General features: G+C 33.1%; 9 protein-coding genes. All 9 read left to right on the top strand.

The window, feature by feature from the left end; genetic code table 11:
• Nucleotides 1-66 precede the first annotated feature (66 nt).
• The 9 genes from Q4517_RS08210 (at nt 67) to recQ (ending at nt 12,264) form a co-directional block, all read left to right on the top strand.
• Nucleotides 67-1,458, top strand: a complete 1,392-nt coding sequence (locus Q4517_RS08210; RefSeq protein ID WP_303508045.1) for an anthranilate synthase component I family protein — start codon at nt 67-69, stop codon at nt 1,456-1,458.
• 83 nt (nt 1,459-1,541) lie between these two features.
• Nucleotides 1,542-2,120, top strand: coding sequence for an aminodeoxychorismate/anthranilate synthase component II (locus Q4517_RS08205; RefSeq protein WP_303508044.1), 579 nt, complete (start codon nt 1,542-1,544; stop codon nt 2,118-2,120).
• Between the two features lie 69 nt (nt 2,121-2,189).
• Nucleotides 2,190-3,176: an anthranilate phosphoribosyltransferase gene (trpD, locus tag Q4517_RS08200; protein WP_303508043.1), complete on the top strand. Its 987-nt coding sequence runs from the start codon at nt 2,190-2,192 to the stop codon at nt 3,174-3,176.
• Nucleotides 3,177-3,298: 122 nt separating this feature from the next.
• The gene (gene trpC, locus Q4517_RS08195) at nt 3,299-4,087 is read left to right on the top strand and encodes an indole-3-glycerol phosphate synthase TrpC (RefSeq protein ID WP_303508042.1); all 789 of its coding nucleotides are present in this window, start codon (nt 3,299-3,301) and stop codon (nt 4,085-4,087) included.
• 22 nt (nt 4,088-4,109) lie between these two features.
• Complete coding sequence (locus Q4517_RS08190; RefSeq protein WP_303508041.1) at nt 4,110-4,718, top strand: phosphoribosylanthranilate isomerase; 609 nt, start codon at nt 4,110-4,112, stop codon at nt 4,716-4,718.
• A 64-nt stretch (nt 4,719-4,782) separates the two neighbouring features.
• Complete coding sequence (trpB, locus tag Q4517_RS08185; RefSeq protein ID WP_303508040.1) at nt 4,783-5,958, top strand: tryptophan synthase subunit beta; 1,176 nt, start codon at nt 4,783-4,785, stop codon at nt 5,956-5,958.
• A 127-nt stretch (nt 5,959-6,085) separates the two neighbouring features.
• Nucleotides 6,086-6,856, top strand: a complete 771-nt coding sequence (gene trpA / locus Q4517_RS08180) for a tryptophan synthase subunit alpha (protein ID WP_303508039.1) — start codon at nt 6,086-6,088, stop codon at nt 6,854-6,856.
• A gap of 66 nt (nt 6,857-6,922) precedes the next feature.
• Nucleotides 6,923-10,090, top strand: coding sequence for a S41 family peptidase (locus tag Q4517_RS08175; RefSeq protein WP_303508038.1), 3,168 nt, complete (start codon nt 6,923-6,925; stop codon nt 10,088-10,090).
• Nucleotides 10,091-10,158: 68 nt separating this feature from the next.
• Nucleotides 10,159-12,264: a DNA helicase RecQ gene (recQ, locus tag Q4517_RS08170; RefSeq protein ID WP_303508037.1), complete on the top strand. Its 2,106-nt coding sequence runs from the start codon at nt 10,159-10,161 to the stop codon at nt 12,262-12,264.
• The last annotated feature ends 223 nt before the right edge of the window (nt 12,265-12,487 follow it).

The raw sequence follows: 12,487 nt of genomic DNA, 5'->3' as shown, positions 1-12,487 counted from the left end.
TATCTATAATACAACGAAAAGGCTTATCTCATGATAAGCCTTTTTTGTTTTTACATATTAAATGAAATGAAAAAAATTACCTTTAAAACAATAGCAAAAAAACAATTGGCAGATATGATAACACCAGTTAGCTTGTATTTAAGAACAAGAGACAAGTATGCGAATAGTTTGCTGTTAGAAAGTTCAGATTATCATAGTAAAGAAAATAGTTATTCGTTTTTGTGTATAGAACCTTTAATAACCATCAAAGCAGAAAATGATGAGTTGTTATTGTCGTATCGAAAAGAAGAACTAGAAAGAGAGCCTATTCAAAGAAATTTTTATGAAAAGTTTGATGCGTATAGCAATGTTATTTCGATAAATTGTTCAGAGGAAATAAAATCATTTAATGGATTGTACGGTTATACAACTTTTGATGCGGTTCAGTATTTTGAAACAATTCAGTTAAAATCAAATAAAGCACCTTCCGAAATTCCAGTATTACAATATAGTTTTTTCCGATTTATCGTAGCAATTAATCATTTTAAAAATGAAATGATTTTGATAGAAAATATACCAGAAGGAGAAGAGTCTCGATTATCAGAAATAGAAAACTTAGTAAACTCTCAATCTTTTGCTAAATATGACTTCGCTTTTGAAGGAGAAGAAACATCTAATATTACAGATGAAGAGTTTAAAGAAAATGTTACCAAAGCAAAAGAACATTGTAAGAGAGGAGATGTTTTTCAGTTGGTCTTATCACGCCAATTTCAACAACAATTTAAAGGGGACGAATTTAATGTGTACAGAGCATTACGCTCTATAAATCCTTCTCCTTATTTATTTTATTTTGATTATGGAAGTTTTAAGTTAATGGGATCTTCGCCAGAAGCACAAATTAAGATAAATGAAAGTCAGGCTATTATTAATCCAATTGCAGGAACCTTTAGAAGAACAGGTGATGATGAAAAAGATAGAGAGTTGGCGAAAGAGTTAGCAAATGACCCGAAAGAAAATGCAGAACATGTAATGTTGGTTGATTTAGCAAGAAATGATTTAAGTAAGCACGCAACCAATGTAACGGTAGAAACCTACAAAGAAGTGCAATATTTTAGTCATGTAATTCACTTGGTATCTACAGTAACAGGAAAGATTACAGGAAATCCGATAGAAATTGTGGGAGATACGTTTCCAGCAGGAACTTTAAGTGGAGCACCAAAATACAAAGCCATGGAATTGATAGATACATACGAAAATCAAACCCGTGGATTTTATGGAGGATGTGTTGGTTTTATAGGTTTAAATGGAAATGTAAACCAAGCCATAGCAATTCGTTCTTTTGTAAGTAAAAATAATACCTTGTTTTATCAAGCAGGAGCGGGAATCGTTATCAACTCAAAAGAAGAAAACGAATTACAAGAAGTAAATAACAAATTGGCAGCATTAAAAAAAGCATTAGTGTTAGCAGAAGAAATATAAAATTAGAATTGAGATGTTAGTATTTAGGTGTAGGATATACATGCTTTATCAATACTTAAATCTCAATACTCAATACTATAAATATGAAGATACTAATATTAGATAATTACGACTCGTTTACCTATAACTTGGTGCATTATGTAGAAGATATTACAGGTACTTTACCAGATGTATATCGCAACGATGAAATTTCAGTAGATGAAATTAAAAAATACGATGCTATTATCCTGTCACCAGGACCAGGTATTCCTGATGAAGCAGGTGTTTTGAAAGAAACTATAAAAACCTATGCAGGCAAAATTCCGATATTTGGAGTATGCTTAGGGTTGCAAGCTATTACTGAGGTTTTTGGAGGTGAAATAGAAAACCTGAATGATGTATTTCACGGAGTAGCTACTGAAATGAAAGTGACACAAAATAATACGGTCACTTTCAAAAATATTCCGGAAACTTTTGAAGCTGCACGCTATCACTCTTGGATTGCTTCACGCAACAACTTTCCAGAGGAATTAGAAATAACAGCAATTGATGAAGATGGTAGCATTATGGCATTACGTCATAAAGAATTTGCAATTGAAGCGGTACAGTTTCATCCAGAAAGTATTTTAACTCCAGACGGAAAAAAAATGATTCAGAATTTTATAGAAAGTGTAAATAAATAACGTCATTTCGAACGAAGTGAGAAATCTGTTAGAAGAAAATCGCCTCATTCTATAGAAAACATAAAAGATATGAAAAAAATACTAAACACCCTATTTGAACAAAAACGATTGACCAAGGAACAATCGAAAGAAGTTTTGATAAATATTGCACAAGAAAAATACAATGCTTCACAAATAGCCGCATTCATTACTGTGTTTTTAATGCGTCCAGTTTCGGTAGATGAATTATCAGGATTTAGAGAAGCTTTATTGGAACTCGCCATAAAAGTAGATTTATCTGATTTTAATACCATCGATTTATGTGGAACAGGAGGTGACGGAAAAAACACATTTAATATTTCAACATTAACCTCATTTATTGTGGCAGGAACAGGACATAAAGTTGCAAAACACGGTAATTACGGAGTGTCTTCTGCATCGGGTTCTTCTAATATGCTAGAGTTTTTAGGATATAACTTTACAAATGATGAAACCACGTTGAAACGTCAGTTAGAAGCGGCAAACATTTGTTTTTTACACGCACCACTATTTCATCCAGCAATGAAAGTTGTAGCACCTATTAGAAAAGAATTAGGAGTAAAAACATTTTTTAACATGTTAGGGCCATTGGTAAACCCAAGTCGTCCACAAAATCAATTAGTGGGCGTATTTAATCTAGAAGTAGCTAGAGTGTACAATTATATGTTGCAACAATCTAATGTAAATTATGGAGTGGTACATGCACTTGATGGATACGATGAAATTTCGTTAACAGGAGATTTTAAATTGTTTACCAAAGAAGCAGAGCAACAAGTTTCTCCATCTGACTTAGGACAACAACAAATTGCTCCATCGGCTATTTTTGGAGGGAATACTGTTAAAGAAGCTGCGGACATATTTGTGAACATAATTAACGGAAAAGGAACAGAAGCACAGAATAACGTGGTATTAACCAACGCGGCATTTGCCTTAAAAACGTTTAATAAAAACAAGAGTTTTGAAACCGCATTTGAAGAAGCAAAAGATTCGTTATTAGGGTTAAAAGCAAAACAATCGTTAGAGAAATTAGTAAATTAAAATAAAAAACCATCATTCCGAATGGACACTGAGCGTAGTCGAAGTGGTAGTGAAGGAGTCTTTCTGTAAAGAAAATAATTTAGATTACTTCACTTTGTTCGCAATAACAAAAAGAATATAAGATGACTATTTTAGATAAAATAATAGCCTTTAAAAAACAGGAAGTAGCAAAAATAAAAGCTGAAGTTGCTGTTAAAAAATTGGTAGAAAGCCCGAATTTTAAAAGGCAGCCAATTTCTTTGAAAAAATCATTGTTGGAGCCTTATTCAACAGGAATTATAGCAGAGTATAAACGTCAATCGCCTTCTAAAGGAATTATAAATGATAAAGCAACCGTAGCTGAGGTAACAAATGGATATTTAGACGCCAATGTAGCAGCACAATCAATCTTAACCGATACTTCTTTTTTTGGAGGGACCATGGCAGACTTGATGGAAGCACGAGTAATTAATCAACAAAAGCCTATTTTGAGAAAAGATTTTATTGTTGATGGATTTCAAATAGTAGAAGCTAAAGCAATTGGGGCTGATGTGGTGTTGTTAATAGCTACTTGTTTGACAGCTGAACAATTGAAGAATTACGGACAATTAGCAACCGATTTAGGCTTAGAAGTTTTGTATGAAATCCATACGCAGGAAGATTTAGATAAAATCGGAGAGTTGGATAATAAAATCATAGGAATTAACAATCGAAATTTAAAAACGTTTGAAGTTGATTTAGAACACTCCATAAGTTTAGCAAGTCAAATACCCGATACGGTTGTAAAAGTTTCTGAAAGTGGAATCTCAGACCCAAGGATTATAACAGGGTTAAAAGAACATGGTTTTCATGGTTTTTTAATAGGAGAAAACTTTATGAAAACAGAAAACCCAGGTCAAGCATGTCAAGAGTTTATCGATCAAATCAGATAATATGAAACTAAAAGTTTGTGGAATGAAGTTTATAGAAAATATTCAGCAAGTAGCTGAATTACAACCTGATTATTTAGGGTTTATTTTCTATGAAAAATCATCAAGAAATTTTGAAGGCATCATTCCGAAACTACCCAAAGGAATCAAAAAAGTAGGTGTTTTTGTAAATGAGTATTTGGAGATTGTAGTTTCTTTAATTGAAGAATATCAGCTGGATGCGGTTCAGTTGCATGGAGATGAATCAGTAGCATATATAAAGGAGTTAAAACAGTATTTATCAAAAGTAGAAGTTATCAAAGTATTTGGAATTAAATACGAGTTCAATTTTGAGGTTTTAGAACCTTATGAAGAGGTGGTAGATTATTTTTTGTTTGACACTAAGGGAAAAGAGCGAGGAGGAAACGGAGTAACATTTAATTGGCAAATTTTACAAAACTATAACTCAACCAAACCTTACTTTTTAAGCGGAGGTATTGGTTTAGAGGAAGTTGATGAATTGCAGTCTTTTTTTAAAAGAGAAGCCTCTAAGTATTGCTTTGCCATTGATGTAAATAGCAAGTTTGAAACCAAGCCAGGAATAAAATCAGTAAAAGAATTAAAGAAGTTTAAAAAAAGTATTAGTCAAAAATAGTTAAGTGTCATTTCGAACGAAGTGAGAAATCTCTTTTTATGGCTAAATAATAAACGACAAGAAAATGAAATTTCAACCAGACAATAACGGATATTACGGACAATTTGGAGGAGCATTTATACCAGAATTGTTATATCCAAACGTAAAAGAATTAGAAGATAATTATATAAAAATTATAGAATCTGAAGAGTTTCAAGCAGAGTATAAAGATTTGTTACAACACTATGTTGGACGTCCAAGTCCACTATATTTAGCAAAACGATTATCAGAAAAGTATGGAGCAACAATTTATTTAAAACGCGAAGATTTAAATCATACAGGTGCGCATAAGGTAAATAATACGATTGGTCAAATTTTAATAGCAAAACATTTAGGAAAGACTAAAATTCTTGCAGAAACAGGTGCAGGGCAGCACGGTGTTGCTACCGCAACGGTTTGTGCTTTAATGGGATTAGAGTGTGTTGTTTTTATGGGAGAAATTGATATCCAACGTCAAGCGCCGAATGTAGCCCGTATGAAAATGTTAGGAGCTAAAGTAGTACCAGCAACTAGTGGAAGTAAAACGCTAAAAGATGCTACAAATGAAGCAATTCGTTATTGGATTCAACATCCAGACACCTATTATTTAATTGGTTCTGTAGTAGGACCGCATCCATATCCAGATATGGTAGCTCGTTTACAGGCAGTGATTTCAGAAGAAATGAAAATACAGTTAAAAGAGCAAACAGGGAAAGAAAATCCTGATACTATTATAGCCTGTGTAGGTGGTGGAAGTAATGCAGCTGGAGCTTTTTATCATTATTTGGAAGATGAAGAAGTGGAGTTGATAGCTGTAGAAGCAGCAGGACTTGGAGTTAACTCAGGTGAAAGTGCAGCTACTTCACAATTAGGAGAAGTAGGTGTGATTCACGGAAGTAAAACAATTTTAATGCAAGATGAATATGGACAAATTGTAGAACCCTATTCAATTTCTGCAGGATTGGATTATCCAGGAGTGGGACCGTTACATGCTTATTTGCATGAAACAAAACGAGCAACATTTATGAATGCTACGGATAAAGAAGCATTAGAAGCTGCTTACGAACTAACAAAAATAGAAGGAATTATTCCTGCCTTAGAAAGTGCGCACGCTTTAGCGGTATTGCCTAAAATGAATTTACGCAAAGATCAAGTGGTTGTGGTGAATTTATCAGGTAGAGGTGATAAAGATTTAGAAACGTATATAAAACATTTAAGCTAATAGTTAAAAGAATGTCTCATCGAGTGAGTTTGTGAGGAACGAACAAATTTGTATCGAGATGTAATAAGTTCTCGATACGATTTTCTCCCAAAGTCGAAAATCACTCGAACTGACAAAACAATAGAAAATGAACTCAATTCAACATATATTCAATAAAAAGGAAAACAATTTATTATCAATTTTTTTTACCGCAGGTTTTCCAAAATTAGAAGATACTACAAAAGTTATTGCTGAGTTAAGTAATAGCGGAGTAGATTTTATAGAAGTAGGTTTGCCATATTCTGACCCACTTGCAGATGGACCAACTATTCAGCATAGTAGCGATGTAGCGTTGAGAAACGGTATGAATCTCGATGTGGTTTTTGAACAGTTGTCTTCTTTAAAAGAAACGAATAAAACGCCATTAGTATTAATGGGATACTTGAATCAGATTATTAAATATGGAGAAGATAAATTCTGTCAAAAAGTAAAGGATTGTGGTATTGATACGGTAATTATTCCAGACTTACCAATGGTTGAGTACGAAAATCACTATCAGCAGTTATTTGAAAAATACGGAATTACAAACGTGTTTTTAATCACACCACATACTTCAGATGAACGCATCCGTAAAATAGATTCTTTATCTGATGCTTTTATTTATGTAGTTGCTTCGGCTTCTATTACAGGAGCAAAAGGAGAGGTTTCATCAGCACAAATAAATTATTTTAAAAGAATTCAAGCTATGAACTTGCAAAGTAAGTTGATTGTAGGTTTTGGTATTTCAGATAACAAAACATTTACAACTGCTTGCGAGTATATGAATGGAGCAATTATTGGCTCAGCGTTTATTAAAGAATTAGAAAAAAAAGGAATTAAAGAGATTGGTAATTTTGTAAGAACTGTTAAGAACTGTTAATATATTCCTAATTTTATTATAGTTTTAGTCGTAAAGAGCTAATTTGGTCATTTAAAATCAAATAACATGACTAAAAAGATATTCTTAGGGGTGGCTTTAATAGCAAGTAATTTTTTATTTGCTCAGCAGACGTTAGTTCGTAAGCCAGTGATAAGCCCTGATGCTTCTCAAATGGCATTTAGTTATTATGGCGATATTTGGCTATATAACTTTAACAATCAGCAAACAAAAAGGTTAACAATTCACAAAGGTTACGAAAGTAACCCTGTTTGGAATGAAACAGGAACTGAAATTGCATTTTCATCAAATAGAAAGGGAAATGATAATGTATTTGTAACTTCTATAAAAGGAGGAGTTCCAAAACAGTTAACATACTACCCAACAGCCAATGTTCCTACAGATTGGACAAAAGAAGGAGATATCGTTTTTACGACTGGTCGCGTGTTAAGAGGTCCAGAGTGGGATAAACAAATGTATGTAGTTAATGAAAAGGGAGAAACACCTCGTCGATTATTAACTGCTTATGGTGAAATGGCTTCAGTATCTCCTAACGGAAAATTAATCGCTTTTACCAAAGGAGCATGTCGTATTGCTCGTGAAGATTATTCTGGTTCTGCGCAACGTGATATTTGGGTTTATAATACTGAAACAAATGAATATCATCAAATAACGAGGAGTAACAAGAATGATCACTCTCCTGTTTGGGATACCGCGGGGAATTTATACTACATCGGAGCAAAAAGTGGACGCTATAATATTTATAAACAAGCAATTTCTGCAAATGGAACAGCCAATGGTACAGCTACTCAATTAACGAGACAAACAAAAGACGGTGTACAAACATTTTCAGTAAGTAACAATGGAACGATTGTTTATACTAGTGGGGCAGATATTTTCAAGTTAGAAAATGGAAAAACTCAAAAAATTAACTTAGATATTGTTTCAGATAATCGTTTTGAAGAAGAAGAAACTAAAACAGTTTCGGGAAATATTAGCAATTATGCAGTTTCACCTAACGGAAAAAACGTAGCACTAGAAATTAATGGAGAAATCTTTGTAAAGGAGAATAATAAAGAAAAGAAGCACTCAAACAATGTAAGTAAGCATCCATATAGAGATATAAATCCACAGTGGTTAGATGATAAAACAGTTGTTTTTTCTTCTGATAGAGATGGAGTTTATCAATTGTATAGTGCCGTTTCTACAGATACTTTAGTGGGGTTACACCGTAGTTTAAAAACAAAAGTTTCTAAACTAACAAATAGTAAAGAAGATATTGAGTATTCTTTAGTTTCTCCTGATGGAAAGAAGATAGCTTATCAGGTAGGAAGAGGGATTTTAATGATTGCTGATATTAAAAAAGGAAAGATAACAAATGCTAAAGAGTACTCCAATTCTTGGGCAGCTGCTGAAGGAGTTTCATGGAGTCCAGACAGTAAATACATCGCCTATTCTCAAGAAGACTTAAATTTTGATAGCGAAATTTTTATTCAATCTATAGAAAAACCTTCTACTAAAATGAATGTATCGATGCATCCTAGAAGTGACCGTAATCCAGTTTGGAGTGCTGACGGAAAAAAGTTAGTATTTTTATCAAATAGAAGCGGAATCAATTACGATGTTTGGATGGTTTGGTTGGAAAAATCAGATTGGGAAAAGTCAAAACTAGATCACGAAGAAGGAGCTTATTATCCTGAGAAGAAAGAAGAATCTTCTAAAGAGAAAGACGCAAAAAAAGGAAAGAAAAAGAAGAAAAAAGTAGTTGTAAAAATAGATGAAGATAAAATTTACGACCGTTTAGTACAGGTTACTTCTTTACAAGATGATGAGTATAGTCCTGTGTTTAGTGCAGATAGTGATTTCATTTATTTTTCAGCAACCAACCCTGCTACAGAAAAAAGAAGTACGTATAAAGTTAAATGGGATGGTAGTAAGCCAAAATTAGTGAAAGGAGTTGCTAATGCACGAAACTTTACTGAAAACAAAGGGAAAATTTATTTCACTTCTAGAGGAAAATTAGTTGAGTTAAATACAAAATCTGATAAAGTAACAAGATTGCCTCACAGTGCAACTTATACTACTAATAAATCAGAGGAGTATAAGCAAGTTTTTGAAGAAGGTATACGAGCATTAACTGCAGGTTTTTACGATCCAGAATTTCATGGGTATAATTGGAATGCTTTAGTAAAGAGGTACAAGCCTTGGGTATTGTCAGCAACCACACACGAAGATTATACCTATATGTTTAATTTGTTGTTAGGACAGTTGAATGCGAGTCATATGGGATACCGTGGAAGTGCGCCAAGAAATACAAGTGATAAAGTTGGCGTATTAGGGTTAGAAGTAGAAAACACTAAAAAAGGTGTAAAGGTTTCTTATGTGTTACCAAATTCAGTAGCAGATAAATCAACGAGTAAGTTAAAAGTTGGTGATATTATCACGGAAGTTAATGGACAAGAAATTAAAAAGAATACGAATTTTTACAGCTTACTAAAGAATACACAATCAAAAGAGATTTTACTGAGTTTAAATAACGGTAAAGATGTAGTATTACGCCCAGAAAGGTCGCTAAGAAGTTTACAATATGAGGAATGGGTAAATTCTAGAAAAAAGTTAGTAAATGAATATTCTAACGGTCAATTAGGGTATATTCATATTCAAGGAATGAACATGCCAAGTTTTGAGCGTTTCGAACGTGAATTAAAAGCTAGCGGATATGGTAAAAAAGGAATTGTAATAGATGTGCGTTACAATGGTGGAGGATGGACTACCGACCGATTAATGGCAGTGTTAAATGTAGATCAACATGCATATACTGTTCCAAGAGGAGCAGCAAAGAGTTTGAAAAATCATCAAAAGTTTGCAGATAACTACCCGTTTAATGAGCGAGCTATTTTATCGGTAAACACAAAACCAGTGGTAGCATTATGTAATGAGAATAGTTATTCAAATGCTGAAATTTTTTCACATGCATTCAAAAGTTTAGAGTTAGGTAAATTAGTTGGTCAGCCAACTTTTGGAGCTGTTGTTTCTACAGGAGGTAAGCGATTAGCTAACGGAATGATTCGTATGCCCTTTAGAGCATGGTTTGTAAAGAAAACAGGAGAAAACATGGAGAACGAAGCACCTGCAGTACCAGATTACTTAGTGAAAAATGCACCAGGGTGGAAAGATAGAGGAGAAGATGCTCAGTTAAAAAAAGCAGTGGAGGTATTGTTACAAGATATTAAGTAATAAGAACTAAAAATAAGATCAAGCGTAGAGTTTAAACTCTGCGCTTTTTTTATTCCTATTTTTGCAAAATGATGCAGATTACAGAACAAGAATTGTTAGAAAAATTAAAGGTAAATTTTGGATACGATAGTTTTCGTTTAGAGCAACAAGCTATTATCGAAAATATTTTAGCAAAAAAAGATACGTTGGTTATTATGCCAACAGGAGGAGGAAAGTCTATTTGTTACCAATTACCAGCATTATTTTTTGAAGGAGTTACATTGGTAATTTCTCCATTAATTGCTTTGATGAAAGATCAAGTAGATAGCTTAAAAGCAAATGGGATTTCTGCTACTTTTTTTAACAGTAGTCAATCAACTGAAGAACAGCAACAAGTATTTGATGCAATAGCTTCAAAAAGTATAAAACTATTATATGTTGCTCCTGAAAGTTTATCATTGCTTCAAAATGTATTGAACCAATCTTATATAAGTTGCATAGCGGTTGATGAGGCGCACTGTATTTCTGCATGGGGACATGATTTTCGTCCTTCCTATAAACAATTAGCATTTCTTAAAAAATCGTTACCAGAAACTCCAATAGTAGCATTAACAGCTACAGCAGATAAAGCAACCCAGCAAGATATTTTAGAACAATTATCTGTTCCAAATGCAGCACAATTTATAAGTTCTTTTAATAGAGAGAATATCGCATTAGAGGTGCGTCCTGCGAATGATAGAGTACAACAAATTATTAAGTTTATTCAAAGAAGGCCTAATGAAGCGGGGATTATTTATTGTTTGAGTAGAAAAGCTACTGAGCAATTAGCAAAAAAGCTACAACAAAATAATGTTGATGCTAAAGCTTACCATGCTGGATTACCTTTTGAGGAAAGAGCAAAAACACAAGAAGCATTTATAAAAGACGATTGTGAGGTAGTTTGTGCTACGATTGCTTTTGGAATGGGAATCGATAAATCGAATGTTCGTTGGGTAATTCATTACAATATGCCCAAAAATATCGAAGGCTATTATCAAGAGATTGGACGTTCTGGACGAGATGGTTTGCCAGCGAATGCCTTATTATTTCATAGCTATGCAGATGTTATTCAGTTACGTCAGTTTATAGAAAATACAGGAAATAAAGAAGTACAGGAGGCAAAACTAGAGCGGATGAAGCAATTTACTGAAGCCACTGTTTGCCGAAGAAAAATACTTTTGAGTTATTTTGGAGAATTGATAGAAGAAAATTGTGGGAACTGTGATGTGTGCAAGAATCCTCCCCAATTTTTTGATGGAACAGTTATTGCCCAAAAAGGATTGTCAGCTATTTATAGATTGCAAGGAAAAGAAGGAATGGGTATGGTGATTGATGTACTAAGAGGTGCAAAAAATGCGGCTGTGTTAGATAAGAATTACGATAAGCTAAAAACTTATGGTGTAGGGAATGATATTTCTTGGAGAGATTGGCAGCATTATTTAATTCAGTTAACCAATCAGGGGTATTGTCAAATTGCTTTTCATTTAAATAATAGTTTGCAACTTACTGAGTTCTCAAATAAAGTGCTTTTTGAAGGAGAAAAAGTACAATTAACAACACCAGTGGAGTTTACAAAAGAAGTAAAAACGGTAACAAAAGAGAAAAAGAAAAAAGCAGTTAAGGATACATTGTTTGAGCGTTTGAGAAAACTGCGTTATCGCATTGCTCAAGAAGAAGATATTGCAGCCTATTTGGTTTTTAATGATGCTACACTTAAAGAAATAGAAAACGAAAGACCACAATCTGACGAAGAATTTCTAGCAATAAGTGGAGTGGGACAGCGAAAGTTAGAAGTGTATGGAGCTGAGTTTATGGAAGAAATCAAAACTTTTTTAAACGAAAAGAAGAAAACTAAAAAAGATACCACTTTAGAAACGTTTAAGTTATATAAAGAAGGGTTTACAGTTGAAGAAATAGCAGAGAATCGTGGATTAAAACCTACTACTATTTTTTCTCATTTATCTAAGTTATATCTAGACGGAAAAGATGTGAGTTTGGATGAGTTTATAGAGGCAGATACATTAGCTTTGGTGGCAAATGCGAAAAAAGTATTGAAAAATGAAACAGCTTTAAAACCTTATTTTGAGTTTTTAGGAGAGAAAGTCCCATATGAAAAAATACGAGTAGGATTGACCATTTTACAAAGGAAAGGTTAGTGCATTATGAATGAGAATTGTTTTCCTGTCGATGCTAATCCAGACGTTATTTTAAACTGTTTTCATATGTTGTTAAGTTAGTTTTTTTACCTTTAGTTTATAAATAGACTTAAACATTTAAATGCCTATGTTTTTTTTAAACAAGAAAATCTTTGAATAACTTTTTTAGTAATTGTAGCTGTTGCAGAACTTATTTTTTTGAATAAAATAATTATTTATGATT

It is taken from the genome of Tenacibaculum sp. 1_MG-2023, from assembly GCF_030547425.1.
Taxonomy (GTDB): Bacteria; Bacteroidota; Bacteroidia; order Flavobacteriales; family Flavobacteriaceae; genus Polaribacter.
The sequence above is the reverse complement of the archived record's forward strand: the minus strand, read 5'-3'. Positions and strand labels throughout refer to the sequence as shown.

Bases quoted from the DNA above. Each gene is read 5' to 3' on its own strand.
- Q4517_RS08210 (WP_303508045.1), top strand. From the start codon at position 67: ATGAAAAAAATTACCTTTAAAACAATAGCAAAAAAACAATTGGCAGAT.
- Q4517_RS08205 (WP_303508044.1), top strand. From the start codon at position 1,542: ATGAAGATACTAATATTAGATAATTACGACTCGTTTACCTATAACTTG.
- trpD (WP_303508043.1), top strand. From the start codon at position 2,190: ATGAAAAAAATACTAAACACCCTATTTGAACAAAAACGATTGACCAAG.
- trpC (WP_303508042.1), top strand. From the start codon at position 3,299: ATGACTATTTTAGATAAAATAATAGCCTTTAAAAAACAGGAAGTAGCA.
- Q4517_RS08190 (WP_303508041.1), top strand. From the start codon at position 4,110: ATGAAGTTTATAGAAAATATTCAGCAAGTAGCTGAATTACAACCTGAT.
- trpB (WP_303508040.1), top strand. From the start codon at position 4,783: ATGAAATTTCAACCAGACAATAACGGATATTACGGACAATTTGGAGGA.
- trpA (WP_303508039.1), top strand. From the start codon at position 6,086: ATGAACTCAATTCAACATATATTCAATAAAAAGGAAAACAATTTATTA.
- Q4517_RS08175 (WP_303508038.1), top strand. From the start codon at position 6,923: ATGACTAAAAAGATATTCTTAGGGGTGGCTTTAATAGCAAGTAATTTT.
- recQ (WP_303508037.1), top strand. From the start codon at position 10,159: ATGATGCAGATTACAGAACAAGAATTGTTAGAAAAATTAAAGGTAAAT.